This window comes from Vibrio tritonius, from assembly GCF_001547935.1.
GTDB lineage: Bacteria > Pseudomonadota > Gammaproteobacteria > Enterobacterales > Vibrionaceae > Vibrio > Vibrio tritonius.
This window is the reverse complement of record NZ_AP014636.1, coordinates 1,143,538-1,167,764: the sequence shown is the minus strand read 5'-3', so window position 1 is coordinate 1,167,764 and position 24,227 is coordinate 1,143,538. Positions and strand designations below refer to the sequence as shown.

General features: G+C 44.3%; 21 protein-coding genes. 17 read left to right on the top strand and 4 right to left on the bottom strand.

The genetic code is table 11. The features are described from left to right. The first annotated feature begins 52 nt into the window (after positions 1-52). The gene (locus tag JCM16456_RS20515) at positions 53-736 is read left to right on the top strand and encodes a UTRA domain-containing protein (RefSeq protein ID WP_068717996.1); all 684 of its coding nucleotides are present in this window, start codon (positions 53-55) and stop codon (positions 734-736) included. Between the two features lie 86 nt (positions 737-822). On the opposite strand, the gene JCM16456_RS20510 is transcribed toward JCM16456_RS20515, so the two are convergent. Further along, positions 823-1,611: a siderophore-interacting protein gene (locus JCM16456_RS20510; protein WP_068717994.1), complete on the bottom strand. Its 789-nt coding sequence runs from the start codon at positions 1,609-1,611 to the stop codon at positions 823-825. A 273-nt stretch (positions 1,612-1,884) separates the two neighbouring features. Here JCM16456_RS20510 and JCM16456_RS20505 point away from each other — a divergent pair, with 273 nt between their 5' ends. From JCM16456_RS20505 to JCM16456_RS23900, 5 genes are read left to right on the top strand one after another with little or no spacing between them, the layout of a single operon-like run. Then, positions 1,885-3,702, top strand: coding sequence for an extracellular solute-binding protein (locus tag JCM16456_RS20505; RefSeq protein WP_068717990.1), 1,818 nt, complete (start codon positions 1,885-1,887; stop codon positions 3,700-3,702). An 8-nt stretch (positions 3,703-3,710) separates the two neighbouring features. Then, positions 3,711-4,793: a microcin C ABC transporter permease YejB gene (locus JCM16456_RS20500; protein WP_068717983.1), complete on the top strand. Its 1,083-nt coding sequence runs from the start codon at positions 3,711-3,713 to the stop codon at positions 4,791-4,793. Then, positions 4,793-5,833: an ABC transporter permease gene (locus tag JCM16456_RS20495; protein WP_068717981.1), complete on the top strand. Its 1,041-nt coding sequence runs from the start codon at positions 4,793-4,795 to the stop codon at positions 5,831-5,833. The genes JCM16456_RS20500 and JCM16456_RS20495 overlap by 1 nt, the downstream gene beginning before the upstream one ends. Positions 5,834-5,840: 7 nt before the next feature. Next, positions 5,841-7,433 (top strand): microcin C ABC transporter ATP-binding protein YejF, encoded by a 1,593-nt coding sequence (gene yejF / locus JCM16456_RS20490; protein ID WP_068717979.1) that lies wholly within the window; start codon positions 5,841-5,843, stop codon positions 7,431-7,433. 29 nt (positions 7,434-7,462) lie between these two features. Then, positions 7,463-7,630: a hypothetical protein gene (locus JCM16456_RS23900; protein WP_156430422.1), complete on the top strand. Its 168-nt coding sequence runs from the start codon at positions 7,463-7,465 to the stop codon at positions 7,628-7,630. 143 nt (positions 7,631-7,773) lie between these two features. Here JCM16456_RS23900 and JCM16456_RS20485 read toward each other — a convergent pair whose 3' ends face one another. Beyond that, positions 7,774-9,000, bottom strand: a complete 1,227-nt coding sequence (locus JCM16456_RS20485; RefSeq protein ID WP_068717978.1) for an MFS transporter — start codon at positions 8,998-9,000, stop codon at positions 7,774-7,776. 555 nt (positions 9,001-9,555) lie between these two features. Between JCM16456_RS20485 and thrS the strand changes: the two genes are divergently transcribed. The 5 genes from thrS (at position 9,556) to JCM16456_RS20460 (ending at position 15,337) form a co-directional block, all read left to right on the top strand. Next, positions 9,556-11,484, top strand: a complete 1,929-nt coding sequence (gene thrS, locus JCM16456_RS20480; RefSeq protein WP_068717976.1) for a threonine--tRNA ligase — start codon at positions 9,556-9,558, stop codon at positions 11,482-11,484. Positions 11,485-11,511: 27 nt separating this feature from the next. Continuing rightward, positions 11,512-12,039 (top strand): translation initiation factor IF-3, encoded by a 528-nt coding sequence (gene infC / locus JCM16456_RS20475; protein ID WP_197655225.1) that lies wholly within the window; start codon positions 11,512-11,514, stop codon positions 12,037-12,039. 106 nt (positions 12,040-12,145) lie between these two features. Beyond that, positions 12,146-12,340, top strand: a complete 195-nt coding sequence (rpmI, locus tag JCM16456_RS20470) for a 50S ribosomal protein L35 (protein ID WP_004727973.1) — start codon at positions 12,146-12,148, stop codon at positions 12,338-12,340. Positions 12,341-12,386: 46 nt separating this feature from the next. Continuing rightward, positions 12,387-12,740: a 50S ribosomal protein L20 gene (rplT, locus tag JCM16456_RS20465; RefSeq protein WP_004401084.1), complete on the top strand. Its 354-nt coding sequence runs from the start codon at positions 12,387-12,389 to the stop codon at positions 12,738-12,740. 386 nt (positions 12,741-13,126) lie between these two features. Then, a complete protein-coding gene (locus JCM16456_RS20460) occupies positions 13,127-15,337 on the top strand; it encodes a family 43 glycosylhydrolase (protein ID WP_068717972.1) in 2,211 nt (736 codons plus the stop codon). 230 nt (positions 15,338-15,567) lie between these two features. Here the strand turns inward: JCM16456_RS20460 and JCM16456_RS20455 are convergent, their stop codons facing one another. Continuing rightward, a complete protein-coding gene (locus tag JCM16456_RS20455; RefSeq protein WP_068717970.1) occupies positions 15,568-16,206 on the bottom strand; it encodes a DUF2628 domain-containing protein in 639 nt (212 codons plus the stop codon). Positions 16,207-16,759: 553 nt separating this feature from the next. Here JCM16456_RS20455 and JCM16456_RS20450 point away from each other — a divergent pair. The 4 genes from JCM16456_RS20450 (at position 16,760) to JCM16456_RS20440 (ending at position 20,461) form a co-directional block, all read left to right on the top strand. Next, complete coding sequence (locus tag JCM16456_RS20450) at positions 16,760-18,658, top strand: hypothetical protein (RefSeq protein WP_068717969.1); 1,899 nt, start codon at positions 16,760-16,762, stop codon at positions 18,656-18,658. 175 nt (positions 18,659-18,833) lie between these two features. After that, positions 18,834-19,268: a hypothetical protein gene (locus JCM16456_RS20445; RefSeq protein WP_068717968.1), complete on the top strand. Its 435-nt coding sequence runs from the start codon at positions 18,834-18,836 to the stop codon at positions 19,266-19,268. 19 nt (positions 19,269-19,287) lie between these two features. Then, on the top strand, positions 19,288-19,431 hold the full coding sequence (locus JCM16456_RS23895) for a hypothetical protein (RefSeq protein WP_156430611.1): 144 nt from the start codon (positions 19,288-19,290) through the stop codon (positions 19,429-19,431). A 142-nt stretch (positions 19,432-19,573) separates the two neighbouring features. After that, the gene (locus JCM16456_RS20440) at positions 19,574-20,461 is read left to right on the top strand and encodes an AEC family transporter (protein ID WP_068717967.1); all 888 of its coding nucleotides are present in this window, start codon (positions 19,574-19,576) and stop codon (positions 20,459-20,461) included. An 85-nt stretch (positions 20,462-20,546) separates the two neighbouring features. Here the strand turns inward: JCM16456_RS20440 and JCM16456_RS20435 are convergent, their stop codons facing one another. Continuing rightward, positions 20,547-22,283: a polysaccharide lyase family protein gene (locus tag JCM16456_RS20435; RefSeq protein WP_068717966.1), complete on the bottom strand. Its 1,737-nt coding sequence runs from the start codon at positions 22,281-22,283 to the stop codon at positions 20,547-20,549. Positions 22,284-22,767: 484 nt separating this feature from the next. Between JCM16456_RS20435 and JCM16456_RS20430 the strand changes: the two genes are divergently transcribed. Both JCM16456_RS20430 and JCM16456_RS20425 read left to right on the top strand, forming a co-directional pair. Continuing rightward, complete coding sequence (locus JCM16456_RS20430) at positions 22,768-23,328, top strand: hypothetical protein (RefSeq protein WP_068717965.1); 561 nt, start codon at positions 22,768-22,770, stop codon at positions 23,326-23,328. Positions 23,329-23,606: 278 nt separating this feature from the next. Next, positions 23,607-24,113, top strand: coding sequence for an HD domain-containing protein (locus JCM16456_RS20425; protein ID WP_068717964.1), 507 nt, complete (start codon positions 23,607-23,609; stop codon positions 24,111-24,113). Positions 24,114-24,227: the final 114 nt, after the last annotated feature.

The following is a 24,227-nucleotide window of genomic DNA, read 5'->3' as shown; positions in this document are numbered from 1 at the left end:
TTCTACGTAGAAAATGTATAGTGTGGTTTAACCAGCGTTTTGAGGACTGAACGTGCAATACGTGAAAATCAAGCAAGCGATTTTGGATCAGATAGAAGCCGGCACGTTAGCCGCAAGGCAAAAGTTACCTTCTGAGCGTCAATTGGCCGAGTCGTTTTCTACAACACGAGTGACTCTGCGTGAGGCTTTATCTCTGCTTGAATCGGAAGGGGCTATTTATCGGGAAGATCGCCGAGGTTGGTTTATTGCACCGGAACCACTTCGCTATGACCCCAGTAAAGCGTTGCCATTTGTGCAATTAACGGACGATCAAAAGCGGGAAGGCAGCTGGCAAATTTTGTCGGTTAAGAACAGCTTAGCGACGAAAACGGCAACTCGTTTACTTGAGTTAGCTCCTTTTAGTAAAGCGCACGCTATTGAACAAATTCGTTACCTCGAAAAGAGACCGATTTGTTACGTGAATAGTTACTTGTTACCAGACTATGTTAGCGCTACTGAGGGAATTGAAGAAGACGTTTTGCTCACTGAACTTGAAAAACAGTTTCCTTTGATATTAGAGGCAGTAACCTATCGTTTGGCGGTAAAGTCCTTACAGGGGGACATTGCTCAGTTGCTGCGTGCTACTGAAGGTACGCCTTGTTTGGTGATCGAGCGTCGTTTTATCGACAAACAGCAACGTATCGTCAGGGCCGATGTGGAATATTGGCGACATGATGTGGTGGTTATTGAAGGGTAACCCCACTGTTTTTGAGGCAAAATCTATCGACGAAAAAAATGGCCCAGCGGCCATTTTTTATTTTAAGCGACAAAGCAGAGTGGTTATTAGTGCTGCTCGTCTAAATCTTGGCGTTTAAGCACTTTATGTCCATCTTCACTCACGCCACTTTTCCAATAACTGCTGAGATAGATGTATTCACGATCAATGTCATGCTCATCGCGGAAGTATTTGCGCAGCGCTTTCATCGAATCAAATTCACAAGCACACCATACGGCACACTGGCCATCTAACCATGGTTGAGCCTTGACCACATCCACCAAGGTATGTTCAGGATGTTGGATATTCCAAATCACATTAATGCCATCTGGGGCATCGATTTCTTGGCGGTCATCCTTATCAAGGATATCAATCACTGCGTAACCTTTGGCGTCCAGCGGTAACTGAGCCAATGTATTAGCGAGTGCGGGAAGGGCGGTCATATCTGCGGCGCAGAAAAACCAGTCAGAGTATTCATTGATTCCCTGTTTTTTACCCGGTCCCATAATTTCGATGGTATCACCAACCTTACACTCTAATGCCCAACGAGCTGCAAAACCACAGCTCATATCGTTGACGGTGTGGCGCACAAAATCGATATCCATGGAGTTGGTTTCTTCATCGAATTGGCGAATGGTGTAGGTACGCATCACGGGACGAGCGTCGTGTGGTAGGGTCGACAGGTCGGTACTGCCTTCTGGAGTAAAGAGAAGCTTAATGTAATCGCCAGCGCTGTCTGCTCCAAAGTGTGCAATGCTTTCACCTTGAAGAGTGATACGTTGGTAGTTCGCAGACAGTTGTTGAGTAGCAGTCACTGTGAGCTGATATTTAGGTCGTTGAGTCGATTTCGCTTGCATAATTACCTGTTATTATTACTTCTTGTGCGTTTGGCACAGTAACGTTTAATTACATATATAACAATGATAATCGTTGTTATTTTCATTCATTTACGTGAAAATGTGATGTTTTAATAGTGTAGATCGCAAAATTGGGATTTAAAGGCAAAACTTGGCAAGAACAACAGTGTCGAGTTGCTTAAGAGACCCGATTAGCCTCTATACTAGAACATCACCTTAACACATTGTAAATAGAATGAATTGTTATTCCAATCAAATCTCAAGGACGGCGTAATGGGGAAATTTGCTCCAGTATTGCTTTCTGTCTTGCTTGCGACTGCGACCCAATCAGTTCAAGCAAAAGTCATTGAAAGCCAACACCTTGTCGGCTTTGGTACCGCGAAGTATTCTGACAACTTTGCTCATTTTGATTACGTCAATCCTAACGCGCCAAAGTACGGTAAAGTGACGTTTGGTAAAATCGGCACTTTTGATAATTTTAACCGTTTCGCTTCTCGCGGTGTGGCTGCGGCTGATACCAGTCAACTTTATGATGCTCTTTTCAAAGGTTCAGACGACGAGATCAACACTTATTATCCTTTGATTGCTGAACGTGTCCGTTATTCCGACGATTACACCTGGATGGAAATCGACATTAATCCTAAAGCACGTTTTCAAGATGGAACGCCGATTACCGCTAAAGATGTGGAATTTACCTTCAGTAAATTCATGACCGAGGGGGTCCCTCAATATCGTGTTTATTATAAAGACGTGAAATCGGTCAAAGCCATCAAGCCTTTAACGGTACGGATTGAAATGGCGACACCAAATCGTGATAAGTTATTTTCTTTGGCTGAATCAACCCAAGTTTTACCGGAACATTATTGGCGAGATAAAAACCTAGCAGAACCCTTGTTAGAGGCACCAATTGGTAGTGGTCCTTATAAAATCGCCAGTTACAAGATGGGGCAACGCATTACTTATAAGTTAGACTCTAATTACTGGGCGGCAGATTTGCCGGTCAACGTTGGACGTAACAATTTCGAAGAAATCCAATACGATTATTACCGCGACGATACCGTAATGCTGGAAGCCTTCAAAGCTGGTGAGTTTGATTTTCGCCAAGAAGGTCAGGCTCGATTGTGGGCTAACGCCTACAACGGTTCTAACTTCGATAAAGGGTATATCGTTAAAGAAGAGATCCAGCATGAATCGCCAGCGGCAACTCAAGCTTATGTCTTTAATACCCAGAGACCGATGTTTCGTGATGTTCGTGTAAGAGAAGCCATCAACTACGCGTTAGATTTCCAATGGATGAATAAAAACCTTTTTTATGGTCAATACACCCGTACGCGCAGCTTTTTCTCCAACACCGATTATGAAGCGAAGGGGTTACCTTCAAAGCAAGAGCTTGAAGTACTCAAACCTTATAAAGATAAAGTTCCACCTCGCGTGTTTACTGAAGAATATCAACCACCGGTCACTGATGGCTCAGGCTACATACGCCCGCAAATGCGTAAGGCCTTTGCACTGTTTAAACAAGCAGGGTGGGTGGTGCGTGATGGTGTGATGGTCAATGAAAAAACCGGTGAACCCTTTACGTTTTCGGTCATGATTTACAGTCCGACTCAAGAAAACATGGCGATTCCACTGCAACGGAATTTGAAACGTTTGGGCATAGACATGCACATTCGCTCCATCGATACCACGCAGTACACTAAGCGCCTACGTGATCGCGATTTCGATATGGTGTTATCAAGCTATTCTGCGAATGCGTACCCGAGTTCCTACTTGTTATTCCCATGGAACTCCCATTATATCGATTCAACCTACAACACGGCTGGGGTGATGGACCCAACGATCGATGCATTAACCGAAAGCATCGTTAAGAACCAAGAGAACCCTGAAAAGCTTCTTCCGTTAGGAAGAGCATTGGATCGTGTGTTGCAATGGAATTTCTTTATCATTCCTCAGTGGCATGTGAGTAAATACCGTATTGCGGTTTGGGATAAGTTTGATCGTCCGAAAACGATGCCGAAATACTCTTTGGCTATCGATACTTGGTGGGTAGATAAAGCGAAGGCTGAAAAACTGCCTGCGAAACGTCAGTAGAGGGACTTATGGCTGCGTATATATTTCGTCGTTTACTGTTGGTGATTCCTACGCTTTGGGCAATTATCACCATTAACTTTTTCATTATCCAAGTCGCTCCCGGCGGGCCAGTCGAGCAAGCCATTGCACAAATTCAGGGACAGGCTAATGGCACAATGGAGCGTTTCACTGGCGGTGGTCAAGAGGTTGCTCCTGCAAACGAAGCAAAATCCACCGGCTACAAAGGCTCTCGCGGTTTAGATCCTGAAGTGGTTGAGTCGATTAAAAAGCAATTTGGTTTTGATAAGCCTATTTTGGAACGCTATACCGATATGCTCAAAAACTACGTGACGTTTCACTTTGGTGAAAGCTTGTTTCGTGGTGGCAATGTAATTGATTTAATTAAAGATCGTTTGCCTGTCTCGATTTCTTTGGGACTATGGAGCACGTTAATCATCTATTTTGTGTCGATTCCTTTAGGCATCACCAAAGCGATTCATCATGGCTCGCGTTTTGACGTGTGGTCGAGTGCTTTAGTGATTGTCGGTTATGCCATTCCGGGCTTTTTATTCGCCATCATCTTAATCATCCTATTTGCCAGCGGTAACTATTTTGATTGGTTCCCGTTACGTGGTTTGGTTTCGGATAACTTTGCCCAAATGACCTGGTACCAGAAAATTGGCGATTACTTTTGGCACATGGCGCTGCCGATTGTGGCGATGGTGATTGGCGGGTTTGCCACATTAAGCATGCTGACCAAAAACTCGTTTTTGGATGAAATCAATAAGCAGTATGTGGTGACCGCGCGAGCCAAAGGGTTGGATGAAGGTGCCATTTTATACAAGCATGTATTTCGTAATGCCATGTTGATCATCATTGCTGGTTTTCCGGCCGCGTTTATCAGTATCTTTTTTACTGGATCGATGCTCATTGAAGTGATGTTCTCTCTTGATGGCATTGGTTTACTCGGTTTTGAAGCGACCATTCAGCGCGATTATCCGCTGGTGTTTAGCTCGCTCTATATCATGACTTTATTGGGTTTGATACTCAGCATTATTTCGGATCTCACTTATATGTGGGTTGACCCGCGCATTGATTTTGAGGCTCGCTAATGGCTTTTTTTAAACACTCTCGTCCTAACCCATTGAACGTGGCACGTTGGCAGCGTTTTAAATCCAACCGTCGTGGCTGGTGGTCAATGTGGATTTTTGCCCTGCTGTTTGTCCTAAGTCTGTTTGCCGAAGTGATTGCTAACGATAAACCGCTGCTGGTTTCGTATCAGCATGAGTGGTATTTCCCGATTGCAAAAATGTACCCAGAAACCACGTTTGGTGGGGAATTTTTAACGGAAACGGACTATTCCGACCCTTATGTTAAACAACTGATTGAAAAAGATGGCTATATGGTTTGGCCACCCATTCAATTTAGTTACAACACCATCAACTATAACTTAGTAGGCAGTGTGCCTTCTGCCCCTGATCATACGAATTTGTTGGGGACAGACGATAAGGGCAGGGATGTTTTAGCTCGTATCATCTACGGTTTTCGCATTTCAGTGCTGTTTGGTTTTGTGCTTACCTTAGTGTCTTCAGTGATTGGCGTTTTCGTTGGGGCAACGCAAGGTTATTACGGTGGTTGGATAGACTTAATTGGTCAGCGTTTTATCGAAGTCTGGTCGGGTATGCCGACGCTGTTTCTACTGATCATTTTATCGAGCTTTGTTGAACCAAACTTTTGGTGGCTATTGGGCATTATGGTGCTGTTTAGTTGGATGAGTTTGGTCGGCATTGTTCGCGCTGAATTCTTGCGTGGTCGTAACTTTGACTACGTGCGTGCAGCGCAAGCAATGGGGGTAAGTGATGGACGTATTATGCTACGCCATATGCTGCCAAATGCGATGGTGGCATCGTTAACTATGATGCCTTTTATTTTGTCAGGTTCGGTAACCACTCTGACCTCTTTGGATTTCTTAGGGTTTGGTCTGCCCGTTGGTTCCCCTTCATTAGGTGAGCTGCTTGCGCAAGGTAAAGCTAATCTGCAAGCTCCTTGGCTTGGCATTTCGGCCTTTGTGGTGTTATCGATGATGCTGACATTGCTTGTTTTTGTCGGTGAAGCGGTACGCGACGCCTTTGACCCTCATTTACAACGGTGATTTTGATATGAATGACGCATTACTAACCATAGATGAATTATCGGTCGGATTCGGTCGCGCGCAGAGTGTCGAAACCGTAACATACAACGTTTCCTTGAGTATCAAAAAAGGGGAGACTTTGGCGCTCGTTGGCGAAAGTGGTTCGGGTAAATCGGTGACTGCGAACGCCATACTAAAGCTATTGCCCAAAGGGTCTGCTCACTATCAAACTGGGCAAATTCGGTTTGATGGTGTGGATACGCTCAAATGCAGTGAAAGAGAGTTACGCGGTATACGTGGCGGGCGGATTGGCATGATCTTCCAAGAGCCGATGGTGTCGTTAAATCCACTGCATAAAGTGGGTAAACAGTTGGTTGAAACATTAGCCGTGCATCGCGGTATGCGTGAAAACAAAGCGCGTACATTAGCGATTGAGTGGTTAGGGAAAGTGGGTATTCGCCAGCCTGAGCAAAAAATTGATGCTTATCCTCACGAGCTTTCTGGTGGTGAACGCCAGCGCGTAATGATTGCGATGGCGCTAATCAATGAACCGGAATTGCTGATTGCGGATGAGCCAACCACGGCACTGGATGTGTCGGTACAAGCTCAGATTCTTGATTTACTGAAAGAGCTGCAACAAGAGTTGGGCATGGCGATGTTGTTTATCACTCACGATTTAAGCATTGTGCGCCGCATTGCTGACCGCGTAGCTGTGATGCAGCATGGCCATTTGATCGAAACGAACGAATGCCATGCTTTGTTTAACAACCCACAGCACCCTTATACGCGTAAGTTGATCGATTCTGACCCGAAAGGTCTGCCTGTTGCGGTCAGTGAAGAAGAACCTGTCTTAGTCAGCACGCAAGGACTCAAAGTATGGTTCCCGATCAAAGGTGGCTTGCTTAAGCGAACCAAAGATCATGTTAAGGCGGTGACCGACATGAGCTTTGCACTCAAAAAGGGCCATTCTATTGGTTTGGTCGGGGAAAGTGGTTCGGGTAAATCCACCACGGGTATGGCGATATTGCAGTTAGTTCAATCACAAGGTTCCATTCAGTTTAATCACCAAGAGCTGCAAGGACTAGAACGTAAAGCCATGCTGCCATATCGCAGTAAAATGCAGGTGGTGTTTCAAGACCCATTCTCTGCATTGAACCCACGGATGTCTGTCGCACAGGTAATAGGTGAAGGCCTTCGCGTTCATACCGACCTAGATGAAGAGGGCATTGACCAAACGATTTGTGCCGTGATGCGCGAGGTGGATCTCGACCCTGAAACCCGCTTTCGTTTCCCGAATGAATTCTCTGGTGGGCAACGTCAACGTATTGCTATCGCACGAGCGTTGGTATTAAAGCCGCAATTTATTTTGTTGGATGAACCGACATCGTCCCTTGACCGCACTGTTCAAGCGCAGGTGTTGGAACTGCTAAAATCGTTGCAAGAAAAGCATGGTTTAACCTATCTCTTTATAAGTCATGATTTGAATGTAGTGCGCTCTTTGTGTCATTACACCATTGTGATGCGCCAAGGGGAGATTGTAGAGCAGGGTGATACGCAGCAGCTTTTTGCCCAACCGCAAAATCCGTATACCCAAGAGTTGGTTCGTCTTTCTTCCTTTTGACGATATTGATATACCCAAATGACCTCAAGATGCAGACTTCAGAGCTTCATCAACGAGCACAGGTCAAGCTCAATGACGGAAGGAATGGTCATTCCCTTTCAACGTCATTGGGCGCAGAAATGGGCTTGTTGATGAGCTCCCAAGGGGCGAGTTGTATTCGCTCCTATGCTGCGTTACCGATTTTCTACGTAGAATAACTATGTATTCAAATCGGTGCCTTGCCTATGAGCGAATACATTCTCGCTGAAACCGCATCTTGAGGTTACTTGGGTATAACGCAGTGATATCCACTGCGCCGTTTTTTTATTTAAATCCCTAAACGCCCTAAATAATGAGATCGTTAGTCTTCTCGTACCAACTTTTCTCGCTGACGAATGGATGGGAACCACACCATCCACAAGCCGACCACGATGATGGTACCGATTCCACCGAAAAGTGCCGCATTCACAGCGCCAACAGCGGCGGCTAGCATCCCAGATTCAAATTCGCCTAACTGGTTGGAGGTATTGATAAATATAGAATTGACCGCGCCAACGCGACCCCGCATCTCATCGGGTGTCTCGATTTGTACCAGCGTGCTGCGAATCACCATACTGATCATATCGAGAGCGCCAAGTACAAACAAAGCAGCTAGAGAGAGCCATAAATTTTGGGATAAAGCGAACACAATGGTGGCCAAACCAAAGCCCGCTACGGAAGCAAACATCACCATTCCCACGCGGCGCTGTAATGTATATTTAGCCAAGTAGAACGACATCAATAGAGCACCCACAGCCGGTGCCGCACGTAATAAACCTAGGCCCCAAGCTTCTGTGTGCAAAATATCTCGAGCAAAAATAGGCAAGAGCGCTGTTGCGCCGCCAAGTAGAACCGCGAAAAGATCCAACGACAATACGCCCAGAATGATTTTCTCTTTGCGAATAAACGCTACGCCAGAGAACAGTCGTTCCACGTTCATCGGTACTCGCTTAGGTGGTGCATATTGATACTTCAAACTTGCCATTAAAATCAGGGAGGTAAGGGTCATAACGGCGGTAATAGCATAAACATAACTTGGACCAAGCAAATATAAGAACCCACCAAGAGCTGGGCCAATAATGCTTGCTGCCTGACCGCCCGAACCATTAATGGCTAACGCTCGCGGCAAAATGGCTTCTGGAACCAATGCGGGAACAATGGCACGACCTGATGGGTTTTCAAAGGTACGAAATACACTAATGATGCCGATAAAAGTCAGTATTGCTGTTTCATTAAGCCAGCCGGCAAAACTGAGTACTGCCAAGGCAACAAGTGCAATCCATTCAAAAAATTGGCAAACCACCACCACATTGCGGCGATGAAATTGGTCGGCGATATGACCCGCAGGCAAGGCCAGTAACACCGCAGGTACAAATTGGATTAAACCAATGAATCCTAAATTAAGTGCGGAGTGGGTCATATCGTAGATTTGCCATCCCACCGCAACAGAGACCATTTGAAACGCGAATCCGCTGGTTAAGCGTGACAGCCAGAAATGAAAAAAAGCTGGATAGTTGCGCAATTTAAGTGAGGAGTGATCGGTTGTCATGTGTGTCTGGGTGCTCGTTATTCATAAGGTAGTAGAGTGGTGTAAAACAATGGCGCATGTTTTACTGGCGGTTTTGTGCTGAGACCCAACTTGTAAATGATGCAATAAAAGGGGAATGGTGACTCATGACAAAAACGGCGATGTTCCTATTTTGTCTTATGCTGATTCAATAACGCAATTTTGGCAGCAGAACATCGGAAAATTGCTTTGAGGTTACCTTGCTTTTTATATTGGCTCAAGTACGCAACCTCTTATTTATCATGAGAGATTTGATATAGTTAGATGGTCGTGTTGTATTAGCTCCTCTTTGCCATCCTTGCCTAAGAGCGAATACATTCTCCCTGAAGCAGAATCTTGAGGTTACTTGGCTATAAAGCGGTTGTTATTTCAGACTATTCATTTAGAATGCATGGATTGTGCTTGGGCAGGTGCATCCGTATTTGTACCTAAACAAGGGCATCAACTATTATCGTGTGCGTCGTATGCAAAACGAATCAACGCACTAAATACATGACAAGTGTTGCTTGGTGTGCAACACCACTGTAAGGATATCAAATGCCTACAATCACTCTTCCTGACGGCAGTCAGCGTCAATTTGACAACCCAGTTACTACTCTTGAAGTCGCACAGTCTATCGGTCCTGGTCTTGCTAAAGCAACCATCGCAGGGCGTGTTAATGGCAATCGTGTCGACGCTTGTGATTTGATTGAAGAAGATGCAAGTCTTGAAATCATCACCGCTAAAGATGAAGTAGATGGTCTTGAAATCGTTCGTCACTCATGTGCTCACCTTTTAGGTCACGCATTGAAGCAGCTTTACCCTGATGCGAAAATGGCGATCGGTCCGACTATCGACAATGGTTTCTACTACGATATCGATATGGAACATTCTCTATCTCAAGAAGATTTAGAGAAAATCGAAGCCCGTATGAAAGAGCTGGCGAAAACCAAATACGAAGTCGTGAAGAAAAAAGTAAGCTGGCAAGAAGCTCGCGATACTTTTGAATCTCGTGGTGAACCGTACAAAATTGAAATTCTAGATGAAAATGTTTCTCGTGATGATCGTCCGGGTCTATACCATCACCTAGAATACATCGATATGTGTCGTGGTCCTCACGTACCAAACATGGGTTTCTGTCAACATTTCAAACTTCTTAACGTTGCAGGTGCTTACTGGCGTGGTAACAGCGACAATAAAATGTTGCAACGTATCTACGGTACAGCATTCCACGATAAGAAAGCATTGAAGGCGCACCTGACTCGTCTAGAAGAAGCTGCAAAGCGTGACCACCGTAAAATTGGTAAACAGCTAGACTTGTTCCACATGCAACAAGAAGCACCTGGTATGGTGTTCTGGCACCATAACGGTTGGAGCGTATTCCGCAGTCTAGAACAATTTGTTCGCAGTAAACTAACTGAATACGATTACCAAGAAGTGAAAGGTCCAATGATCATGGATCGCGTTCTTTGGGAACGTTCAGGTCACTGGGACAAATACGCAGATGCGATGTTCACGACTTCATCAGAAAACCGTGAATATGCGATTAAACCGATGAACTGTCCAGGTCACGTGCAGATCTTTAACCAAGGTCTAAAATCGTACCGCGATTTGCCATTACGTATGGCTGAGTTCGGTTCATGTCACCGTAACGAACCATCAGGTTCTTTACACGGTATTATGCGTGTTCGTGGCTTTACTCAAGATGATGCACACATCTTCTGTACTGAAGATCAAATTCAGCAAGAAGTAACATCTTGCATTAAGATGGTGTACGACACATATAAAACCTTTGGTTTTGAGAACATCGCTGTTAAACTATCAACTCGTCCTGAAAAACGTGTTGGCAGTGACGAAATCTGGGATAAATCTGAAGCAGACTTGATCACCTCATTGAACGCTCTTGAAATTCCGTTTGAGATTCAAGAGGGCGAGGGTGCTTTCTATGGTCCTAAGATCGAATTTACCTTGTACGACTGTTTAGGTCGTGCATGGCAGTGTGGTACGGTTCAGTTGGACTTCAACCTTCCTGGTCGCTTGGGTGCGACTTACGTAGGCGAAAACAACGAACGCGTTGTACCAGTAATGATTCACCGTGCGATTCTGGGTTCAATTGAACGCTTTATCGGTATTCTTATTGAAGAATACGCTGGCTTCTTCCCAACTTGGTTGGCGCCAGAACAAGCCGTTGTTGTGAACATTACCGATAAACAAGCTGATTATGCTCAAGAAGTAGCCCAAAAACTACAAAAATGTGGTATTCGTGCGAAAGCGGACTTGAGAAATGAGAAAATAGGCTTTAAAATTCGCGAACACACTTTGAAGCGTGTTCCGTACATGCTGGTTTGCGGTGACCAAGAAATGGAAGCCGGCGAAATCGCAGTACGTACTCGTAAAGGTAAGGATCTCGGTAAATTTAAGTTGGATGATTTCATTGAGCATATCCAATCTGAGGTTGCTAGCCGTAAGCTTAATCTGGAGGAATAAACTATTAAAGGCGGAAGACGTGGCCAAGTGCCGGCCAAACAAAACCAGCACCGTTTAAACGGTGAAATTCGTGGCGTTCGTGAAGTTCGTTTGACTGGCGTTGACGGTGAATCTGTTGGTGTTGTATCGATTCAAGAAGCACTAGCAGCTGCAGATGAAGCTGGTTTGGATCTCGTAGAGATCAGCCCTAACGCCGAGCCACCAGTCTGTCGTGTGATGGACTATGGCAAGTTCCTCTTTGAGAAGAGCAAGGCTACAAAAGAGCAGAAGAAAAAGCAAAAACAGGTCCAGATCAAGGAAATCAAATTCCGTCCTGGAACTGACATTGGTGACTATCAGGTAAAACTACGCAACCTGTTACGTTTCCTAGAAGACGGCAACAAAGTGAAAGTTACTATTCGCTTCCGTGGCCGCGAAATGGCTCACCAAGACATCGGTGTAGACGTTCTTCATCGTTTGAAAGAAGATACCGCTGATTTTGCAGCAGTAGAATCTTTCCCATCGAAGATTGAAGGTCGCCAGATGATCATGGTGTTGGCCCCTAAGAAGAAGTAATTAACGGCATTCGCAAGTAATTGAAACTGGCCGTTTTAAATGGCCAGTTTTTAATTCGCCTTAATTACTATTGTTATTTAACTACTACAATGCGGAGTTATTCATCATGCCTAAGATGAAAAACAACAAAGGTGCTGCTAAGCGTTTCAAGAAAACTGCTGGTGGTTTTAAGTTCAAACACGCTACCAAACGTCACATCCTGACTAAGCGTACTACTAAGAACAAACGTCAACTACGTCCAAACTCAATTCTTCCTAAATGTGAAGTTGCGGGTATCGTTCGTTGTCTGCCATACGCTTAATTTGTTTTTAGTTAGTTATTAATTCGTTTAGTTTAGGAGAAGCATAATGCCTCGCGTAAAACGTGGTGTACAAGCTCGTGCACGTCATAAGAAAGTTCTGAAACAAGCTAAAGGTTACTACGGTGCACGTTCACGTGTATATCGTGTAGCTTTCCAAGCAGTTACTAAAGCTGGTCAATACGCTTACCGTGACCGTCGCAACAAGAAACGTCAATTCCGTCAACTTTGGATTGCACGTATCAATGCTGCGTCTCGTCAAAATGGTCTATCTTACAGCCGTTTCATCAATGGTCTTAAGAAAGCATCTATCGAGATCGACCGTAAGATCCTTGCGGACATCGCGGTATTCGACAAAGCTGCATTTGCAGTTCTAGTTGAAAAAGCGAAAGCTGCTCTTTAATTAGCGGTTTGAAGGTTTAAGATAAAGGAGAGCGTAGCTCTCCTTTTTTCTTGTCTTGATTTTGCCTATAACGGTTCCCGTCCCGACCCATCTCTATTCTGTAGCTCTCGATTTCCTTTGCGAGAAACATCTAAGCAGACATCTCATCATTCCGGTTATTTTTAGTTTCCTTACCAAAATGAAATACAAATGTTGATATGGTGTCCAAATTAATAAATGAAATAATGTTTCATTTTCTATTTGGTGGCAGATCACGTTTGTCGATTAGGTCTTTTAAGTCGCTGCTTCGTATAGTTTTTAAGTGTTTCAATGCCTATGTGGTTATTCAGTTTTTGCCAGCCATTACGCACTAAACACGACCAAATAACGTGTAACGGAGAATAACGATGAAAACAACTCAGTGGATGTATCGTCACTGGTGGAGTCGAGGATTAGCATTACTGTGCTTATCTTTATTTGCGATAAGTAACAGCTTTGCCAGTTCGACCACATTTACCAACCCTATTTATGAAAACGGAGCTGATCCTTGGCTCATGTACTATCACGGTAACTATTATTCTGCGACCACAACGTGGAGTTCTCAGTTAGAAATGCGCAAATCACCCACTTTAGCGGGCTTAGCCGATGCAACACCAGTGAACGTATGGTCTGAGACTGATTCTTCACGTTGCTGCAATTTTTGGGCTTTTGAATTTCACCGCTTAAATGGTCCCAATGGTTGGCGCTGGTATATGCTTTATACCTCTGGTCAAAACGGAACGTATGATTATCAGCATATTTCGGTGTTAGAAAGCCAAGGTGATGATCCAATGGGGCCTTATGAATATAAAGGTTCTCCGTTGGAGGATAGCTACAATATTGATGGTAGTTACATCACTATCAAAGGTCAGCTCTATTTGATGTATTCGCAATGGAACGGTGATTACCAACAGCTCTTTATTGTAGAAATGTCTGACCCTTGGACCGCATCAGGCTCTCCTAGCTTGTTAAGTTCACCGTCATTGGATTGGGAACAAGTTGGGATGAATGTCAATGAAGGGCCAGAACCCTTGATTTATAACGGTCATGTCTATGTGGTCTATTCGGCGAGCTACTGTGCGACATCAAGCTATAAATTGGGTTTACTGGAGTTAACCGGAGATGACCCGCTAAGTATCGATAGCTGGATCAAAACGTCAGAGCCGGTGTTTGAATCGGCCAATGGGGTTTACGCCCCAGGACATAATGGCTTTTTTACTTCGCCAGATGGCAAAGAAGATTGGCTTGTTTATCACGCCAATGCCAGCGCTAGCTACGGTTGTGGTACAACACGTTCACTTCGCGCGCAATCCTTTACTTGGAATAGCGACGGTACGCCAAACTTTGGTCAGCCTGTTGCTACTGGCGCCGCAATCGCTGTACCTTCCGGTGAAAATGGCCCAATGAAAGTGAAACCTGAAGCTCCAATGCTCAAGCTGAGTCACTATACACTTAAAGAGAATGGCACTGCACAGTTGGACAGCGCTATCAACGTTATTGTCGACCAAATTGGTGATGGTGTGGTTCGTCTTGCCAACCAAGATGGTAACTTTTTATCAGGATATCAATGCAGTAGTAGCCAATCATTCTTGCCATGGCAAAATTCGGACTGCCAAAAATGGCGCTTTGGTATCGATTCTGATGGATTGCTTACATTGACCAACGCCACCAGCAACGAATCTTTTGCTGCATGCGGCGGGGAGGATTGTAGTCGTGGTTGGAGTCTATCAACAACGGGTGACATCGCCATTGTGAGTGGTCAAAGTGGGCGAGTTCTAACGGCGACAGACTCCTCAACGGAGCAGCAAGGATGGAGTGAAAAGGACAGCCAGCTATGGCAAATTAATGCGCAATCTAATGGTACTGTGACGCTGACGAACACCGGTGCTAACAATACTTGCTTGGCAGCTGAAAGCAGCAGTACTCGTTTTTCTAATTGCACCAGTAACGCAGCACAATGGTATGTTCGTCCGAGAGATGAAGGGGGATATCGCTTTGTTTCTGCAACGAATGGTAAATTGCTCGATTTGACCAACTGTGCGTTAGATGACGGTACGGCAGTCGGTGTCTATGCAGACCTTGATAACATTTGCCAGCGTTTCTATTTAAGAGATGTCAGCACGTCAAACGTCGTCAATACCACGGTCAGTGGAACGTATCGAATTACACCATTGATATCAGGTAAAGCGATTGATATCACTAATTGTGCAACCAGTGATGGAACCAATGTAGAACAGTGGAGTTGGTTAAATAACGATTGCCAAAAATTTGCGATATCGAGTGTGGATGAAATTTGGCATCGTATTTCACCACTCAATGCGCCTACGCAAGCCGTGACAGTGAAAAATGGCTATCGGACTAGTAATACGAACATTGAATTGAGCCGTTTTGACGATGGTTTGGATCAACAATTTCGTTTCCAAGCTGCCGGTTCTGGTAAATGGCGAATCATTAATCGTAATAGTGGACTCTGCTTACAGGTTGCAGCAGATGCCAGTCGTGATGGGGCAAACATCGTACAATACCAATGCATTGCAGGAGATTCGTCGCAGATGTTTAGTTTGGTCAAACAGAACTGATCTCAGGAAACTGTGTTTCGCTCCTATGCTGCGTTACCGATTTTCTACGTAGAATAACTATGTATTCAAAGAATAACTATGTATTCAAATCGGTGCCTTGCCTATGAGCGAATACCTTCTCGCTGAAACCGCATCTTGAGGTTACATGGGTATACAGTGAAAATAACCAAGACAGTACTTAGCGCTGTCTTGGTTGTCCAAGAATCAAAGAAGTAAAACTAGCGATTAGCTTATTCTTGTAGTAATTCGCAGATCGACTCTTTGCTATTAAACCGATATTCCCCAGTGGTGACATGGATGATTGAATCACCACAGCGAACCGTTTCTGTTATAAATGCATGTTGTGCATCATAGGTGTAATACTCATGCTGCATCACATCTTGAATAGCCCAAATATTAATGCCAATGCCTAACAACGTAAATATAGCAACCCCCGATGTGGTATGAAGCCAGAACGGTGCTCTAGCCCACATGATTTGACCAATTTCTTTTTTTAAATAGTAATCAAAATTAGCGTACGAAGCACAAATTACGCTAGGAAGAATACTGAAACAAAAAGCCGGCAAAGTCAGACTAAATTGGTATTCAATTACGGTGAGCATTGCGCTCCAAAGCGAGGCTATCCCTAAGATAACAAAGCCTTTGCGATGCATTTTTTTTGCGAAGTAGTAAAGCGGTCCGAATAAGAACGCCCACAAGTTGGTCGTGATGAGAAAGCGTTTTTTCCAAGGTAAAGCACGAAATGCTTTATCACGTAGAATGTCGGTGCGGTTTCTATTGATAGCATTGAATTGATCGAGCAACTCAAAGCGTTTAAGCCATTTCGCACTGAGTTGTGACTCTTGAGTCACAGGCGTTTCCATTGTCATAGAAAGGTCTCTTTTTATTATTAGCACCATGACGAAAGGTGCTGCACTAGCCAATATATTTTACTACGTATGTTCGCAGTTAATTTTAACTCCCAAGTAACCTAAAGATTCTGTTTCAGAGAGAAGGTCATTCTTCATCTTGAGGTCATTTGGGTATTGTGCTGAGTGTAACCGAACTTCGTTTTGTACTGTGTTAGCGAGAAACGAGTTAATTTTTCCCTTTCGATAAAGATCACACAATTATCAGCATCTCCTCACTAATGGAACGGGAGTCTAGTTATTTGCCGTTATTGAGACGATAACGAGCGAGCGACGGCAATGCACTACCGCTTTTGGGGGAAACTGGCTCCCTGAAGGTCAATTTTGTGCAGAGAATCCCATAGTTTGCAAAAAGTCGGCATACGTTTCCCCTTAATATAGACGGCGACATTATGTACCCAATTAAGCTCAAGATATTGTTTCTGCATCTTGAGGTTATTTGAGTATGAGAATACATATCCTGCAGTTTGAGAGGTTTAATCTTCAAAAGCTTAGGTTGGCATAAGGTAGTACAATGGCATTTGATTACGGTTCAATTAACCTAGGAATTAAGAACCCTTTTAAGAAAGAGGGCGTAATAAACACCATAGGTGGTGTTATCGTGGCTCTAATTGGTGTTTATTTGTTGGTGCAAGCTGCAGCATCGGTAAAGCAAGATGTTCTCGGTGGGTGGGTTTTCGCTCTATTTGGTTTGGGTATGCTGGTCAGTGGTATTTGGACCGTCGCGGCTGGTGTATCAGCTATGCTGCGTTACTTCGTTGGACGTAATCATCCCACGTCGCTTGCCCAAAATTTCAGTGAATCACAGTCGCAAACGGCAACTCAAGAGGCGCAATACGTTGCTTACCAAGGAAGCGAATTAACTGAAATGCTGATGGGCAGAAAAAATATTACGTTCGTAGAGCCGCAGGGAATCATCGCTCGGCTATTACATAGCGTAGTGCCAAGGTTAACATTCATGCCTTATATGATTCGTAATCAAGCACAGTATCTCTTTTCCGCTTGGGTAAAAACCGTGCTGATTTTTGTGGTCTATGCGTTGGTTGCTTTTGTTACCCTTGCGGGTTTCGCTGGCCAACTTGGTGAGACTATTTTCCCCGTTTACTCGATTTTTGTGGTGCTCCACCTACTCAAAACGTGGTTTGGAGCAGGGCGTTTTATGGGCTCACAACGCGAGGTTGAAAAGGGCGTTGATGGCTTAAGTGTGATTGACGTTGCTAAGACTATTGCAGCCGCGATCCTGATACCAACCGTCATTGGGTTTGGTCTGCAATGGATTTTGGCGTTTATGAAAGTGCCATCTGGAGCCATTCAATCTTTAGTCAACGACTGGCTAAACGTTCACCCACTTTGGTTTATGTTGATGGCTCTCACTGGCGGAATCATTGTCACTGTCTTTAATGTTCTATTACTGAAAAAAAGATTGGCCTTTGGTGATGCTGTCGCTGAGGTGTCAGAGTTACGCGAAAACTGGCAAGAGAGTATCCATCCCAATGAAATTTTTATTAATTTAGACAATTTGGTGATGGCAAATCGTCGTTATCAAGAAGCGCCAAACCGAGTGTATAAGATGCTGGAGCCAGCATTAAACGAGCAAGTCGATGGCAAGGGCTCGTTTCGTGGTGAAATGACTCAGGAAGTTCAACCACGTATTCACTCCATGAACTTAGGTAGTGCTTATGACAACTCTCGCTTTTTTGCTGTTGTTTTGGGTCGAATTCTCTTTATTGCTGCTGCATTGGTGACCGTCTGGTTGGCTTACAGTGTGATCGATGCGTACCATGCAATCCAAACCGCAGTGACAGCGCGTTCAAATGATGCCGCTCAGCAAGCGTGGCTTGTGTTTGGTAAGACGCATTTGACAGGCATCGTACAACTTTTAGTGAGTGGTTTATTTATCAGAGCATTCGCTAATATATTGGTGAAAACTGGGCATCTCTTTTACGCAGAAATGCTGTTTGAAAGTAACCTTATCTACATCAAAGTGGAAGGTACTTTTAGTGAATCGAAAATTTCCACCGGTACTGGAATTAATGATTCGACTCGCTCAGAAAATGTCTTGGTTCGCTCCAGTATCACGCCTTGGGTAATTGTGTCTCGCATTGTGTCGAGCACCTTCGCTTCTACCGGTATGCGTAACCTTGAATACCCGCGTTACATTTTAGAATTACATAAAAATGAAGAGGAATTGGCGAGTATCAAACATGATATGCGGGCCTTCCTCAAAGATCGTGAATCTATCGCTTCGATTACCAGTGAACGTGATTTACACAACGCCTCACAGATTCATGATATCAACCAGCAAACTCGTTCAATGCAACCTAATAGTACGGAAAATAAAGCATTAGACAGTGAAAATTTAGGTCAAGCAGCTGGGTATATTGAGCGCTCTCAGGCGCCCGATTCTGAGTAGCAAATCCGTTATCCCACGTAGAAAATCGGAAACTCATCATACAAGGCTCACTACGGTGAGCCTTTTGTTGTTTGCGACACTCTATGATAAGCCGTTTATAAGCTTATGATTCTCTCTATTGGACCTATTTCCTTAATCTGACCACTCAACATTGTGAGTAACCGGTGAGGAAACAGTGACTCAGACTTATCAAACCATGATTGCCGACTATTTGGATATCTATCAGCGTATTCAGCAGTTTATTACACGTGAGTGTAAAAACGTCCGAGGGTGGAATACCCGCTTTTTGGAGTTGACTCTAGTAGGTAACAAGAAAGAGCTTGCGTTTGATGAAAAAGAATTGAGCCGCATTCTTTACGTAGACAAACAAAGGGTGCGTCATTTTTTCGTGGTGCACTACTGGATGCGTCACGTGTTACCCAACGAACTAGGTCATCGAGTTAGTAAGATAGTTATCCGTGCAGACCGAGTATTGGTGCGCTTAAAAACGGGGCGTGTCTGCCATGTTGGACCTAAAGGGATGGCGCAGCTTATGTTGCGTACGATGACTGCAGCACTTTCATACGAAGGGTTGGCACAAGCGCACCATAATATGTTGAAAGCGATATGATTAACCTCAAGATGCTGGAATGAAAATACTTATGGAGTTGAGTCAAGCCTATGGTGCAGCTGAGTCAATGACCAATATTGCGTTCGATGATCTATCGATATTTGTAATGGTTGTGACGGTGATTATTGGTACTATCTTATGGTGGGATTCAAATGAAACTTAATCGTTAAAAATGACGTAAAATTCTATTGGTATTGATGAAAAAGAACGGTAGATTAAGACGTTAATTTCTTTCTTTATGCTCAGCAACCATCTTGGTTCACTTATTTTTGATAAGCTGGCGCATCAATAGTAAAAGGTATTTCATGTTTGCCGCATTTATATCGGCGATTTTGCCGGTGATGGTCATTGCGTTGGTTGGGGCTTTCCTCAGCAAACGTACCGCCTATCTTGACGACCCCAATTTGCCTAAATTAGTGCTTAATGTTGGTATGCCAACGTTGTTGTTGCACTCAATGCTCGGAACTCACATCGATTTTCTTGGGATGGGCAAACTGGTACTTGCATCGGTTTTAGCATTGGCTGCGATGGTGCTAGTCACATTAATCGTACTTAAAATCATGAAATTGGATCGACGCTATTATTTGCCTATTTTGGTCAATCCTAATACAGGTAATTTGGGTATTCCTATCGCGTATGCCTTGCTAGGAAGTGATGGGCTTGCTGGCGCAGTGATCATTTCGTCGATTATTGAAATCAGCCATTTTACCTTAGGCATTGGTATGATGTCGGGCACTTTTAACCCGCGTCGGTTGTTGGCAAATCCCCCCGTCATTGCGCTGATTATCGGTGCGATTATTCTTGGTTTAGGTATCCCAGTTCCAGAGTTTGTGGTGCGCATATTTGATATGCTGGGCAGTATTACTGTGCCAATTATGTTGTTGATGTTAGGTCGTTCTTTGGCACACATGAAAGTGCATGAAGCACACTGGGGAAGGCTCTCTCTGTTGGCGTTATATCGTCCGGCTCTTGGTTTTGCCATGGCATTCGGCGCCGCAACCTTGTTGGGTTTATCTCCATTGCACATGAGCAATTTGTTGATTGCTTGTTCTATGCCCGTGGCGGTGTTGAACTATATTTTTGCTACACGTTTTAACGGCCCCGTTAATGAAGTGGCAGGCTTGACGTTCTTAACCTTACCAACAGCGTTTATTGCACTGATTTTTATCAAGATGTTTTTTATTGGTAGTTGATGCAAGGCGATGCGAATGAACACCAAGAAAAAATGCAGGCCCTATGAGGCCTGCATTTTTGTTGTAGAACTTGAAATGTATACCGCTATCTCCCTTGGGATAACACAATGGTATCGTACATGACAGCGCCCCCTTCAAGTTTAAAGCTGATTTGGTTTTTCCCTCTTTTCAACAGATTGGCCGGAATGGTTATGGATGCGCGGTGATAACGTCCACTTTGCAATGCGCTGCGGTAGATGGCTTTATCATTTTCGTAAGCGAGTGTGGTCACACTCTTACCATTGACTAACACATCCACTGTGGGAGTGGTTGGATCCGTCATGCCACTGTTGCTGGCGGCCGCAAATGCCACATCTAACCGTGCCGAGCGAGCGTGGCGAAGTTTGAAGTCGACATTCCAACTGCCGCCGACTTGAGTTTGCGCGTAATACCAATCTCGGTGAGCGCGGCTTTTCCCAATGGTATAGGTGAGATTTTCAGGAACTTGTTCTTTCCAACGGTAGTTGCGATCTTCATGAGCAAGGGCAAATTCGTCTGCACGACGGTTCGATTGTCCAATTTGCCAGAGTACGTGCCGTTTCCATCGCGCTGCGACAAGCTTGATGGTTTGATGTTTGCCTGAGATGGTCAATGCTTTTTTAATCACAGCTCCGGTTTGTGGTCCAGAGATTGGGTAAGCGGTGAGCTGATAGTCGCCTGGGCGAATATGTTTTAGTGTGAAGCGCCCCTTTTTATCGGGTTTTACTGAGTAGGAATAGCCTAGAGTTTCGGTATCAAAGTCTTCTCCCGTGGCAGAAGTAAGCACTAATTCAACAGGGTATTTTGACTTGATTGAACCAGAAAGGGAGCTACGTTCGAGTGGGTAACGATCATCATTCATCCAGCGATAGGGCCACTGTTGACGTTCGCGCTGGGTTTGGCGTGCCGCATCTTTTCGCATTTGAGAAACCGTTCCTTGATTGATGTAAACCAACCAAGGCCCATAAAGCTTTTCCCAGCCGGAAGGGGCTTGCATATCAGGGCTGCCCAAGTGCGCGCCCGTTAAGTAGTTCAGTGCAATACCATCTTGATGGACAATCAATTCTTGCATTTGCGGGTCGCCGGGGTAGTAATCGTGACTCGCTGGAATCATCCAAGCGCCATATCCACCGCCGTAGACGCCCCAAAAAGGCGCTTCACGAGTGTAATTGGCTAAATCGTATTTGCTGTAATAGGTACCGTCATTAAGCTGCCACGTTTCGTCTTGAATTTTGGTCAGCTCATCGAGTTGGGCATAAAGTAGGGGAGTGGCGGAGTGCTTGCCGTTAAATACCGTATCCATCACTCGCGCATCAAAGCGATATACGGTGCGCAGTTCAGCAACACGTTGTGTGGTGTCATGGGGATTTTTAGCCACCACATAACTGTAGATACCTGACATACCGTCACGCAAAATAAAGTGATACTCAAGCTCTAAATAGGCATCATCGGCACCAGTAAACATGATGTGCACTTGAGAGTTTGATTGGCTCACTACTTGATAGTCTGTGGGAACAAAGCTTTTACCACCGCCGCTCACGCCCGTATGGTAATCCAAATAAAAGGTTTTTACGTTAGCGGGATCTGCGTGCAGGGCAGAGAGGTTTTCAACTAAGTTAATGCCTCCTGCGGGGTGAATATCCGTGACATTTGCACCTGTGGTGTTAATGGTTATTGAAAGTTGATCATTACTCATGGTGATCTTATCACCTGATTGAGATAGGGTGACGTCAGCAAGTACTGAGCTGCTGGCAATCATGAACCCCAACGCAATGAATGGGTATTGTCGTTTTAATGGTTTCATAGAGATGTCCAAATATAGGCTGATAGCGGGAGCACAAGGCTCACCCAATGACTCTGTCGCTGATGCATACAGAGGATTCACAATTTAGTATCTTCTCTAAGATGGGTTGAACCTTAAAAAGCCAGCCATTAACAAAAGTGCACTGGCTTAAAAAGCGAGTATCAGTAGATCAAATTAACAGAATTATCATGTTTTGATGCCTAGCAGAGTCATGCTTTAAACACTCAGAAAATGTCAGTAAATCAGACGGATAAATGGGCCAGAAACAAAATTTAAATAAATACTGTATATTTATACAGTTGCATGTTAACCTGTTGCTCTAGTTGAATAATTCTCTATAAATAGATGAACGGTAGGCCATGTATAAGCTTGCAGCGAAGGCTTATCTCTATCAGCAGGTCGATATAAGGAGTAAAACAGGATTGACTGTTGGTGGTGGCATTACGCGACAGGATCTAGCCGTTCTGATGGGGATAGGATGAGCATGCCAACTATCAAACGTTGGGAATTTGAACAGTTTCCATGCGGAGAGATCTACTCGCAGCGTATTGATTTCTCTGTTGATGACCACCGATTTTTTATGATCTTTACGCCAGTGATTTGTGATGATGTTATGTATCTACGAAATCGTGAATCACAGGTCGGCTTTAAGATCCCGGAGCAAAGTTATGACATTAAATTTGATCGGGTAGAAAATTTTGAAAGTGGACAGTTTTATGCTCCTCCTGCCGCCGGGTATAGTTTTATGGGATTGGATAAATTGGCTCGCTTAGGTATAGGGTTATGTCGCTTAATCGAGTTTCACCGTTCATTGACTGGCGCCCAAGTCTATTTTGTCTCGGCAGAAAACCTCAGACTCAAGCACTTCTATGATCGTCTTGCCAAAAAGTATGCTGTTGAATTAAACTACAGCGTAAACACTGGTTTAGGTGACGAGGGGCTTGATTATGCAATCAAGACAGCAGAGTACAGACAGCAAAACCAAAGAGCGGAAAGTCGAGGCTATGCGCAAGCTCAAGCAGGCTTACGAACGCGCTCAAGCTGAAGGTACGGTTAACACTTTGAAACCAGAAGAAAAAAAATAGTAAAAGCACCTATCGGTGCTTTTTTAATTCTCGTCATTTTACTTGATCTTTCTATAATGAACTTCCACTTCCTCAAGTAAGGCATCGCTAATCCCGTTTTCCTTTGTGTTTTATGCGCATAATTAAGACGATAGGTTCACAGATTTGTGTTGAATATGAGCATTATGGAGATGACTTAGTGCCTCTGCTGCCGTAATTGGTGTAGTCTAAAATAAGCTAACTTACTGAGGGGTAAAGCATGAATCGTAAAGCGCGGGATTTTGCTGTCCAATTTCATGGTGGGCAAAAATATGGTTCTGACCCTTATGTGAATCACCTTAATGCGGTCGCCATTCTCTGTTTGCCTTTCGGTACTGATGCAACAACGGTCGCTTATTTGCATGACGTGGTAGAAGATACACCAGCCACATTAGATGATGTCCGCAAGCGCTTTGGCCCTTTTATTGCCAGTTGTGTTGAGATCTTAACCGACAAGCCCGGAGCGACTCGACAAGAACGCAAGTCTAAAACGTACGAGCGCATGTCTCATGTGGCAGGACGAGAAAAATTGGCTCTCATTGTTAAGGCCGCGGATCGCTTGGCGAATCTGCGTATGTGCACCGTTACTCGAGATGAAGATCGGCTGTCGATGTATCGAGGCGAGCACCCACAGTTTTTTCAATGTGCTTATCGTAAAGGACTATGTGACGATTTTTGGCAAGAAATGTCACGTTTACTCGATATTGAATGGGCTCCCCCATTGTGATGTTTGTTTGCTGATAATCGCTTTCGCTATTTTGTTGCGTTACCAATTTTCTACGTAGAATGACTGATTTGTTACACAGAATAACTGTGTATTCAAAGCGGTGCCTTGCCTATG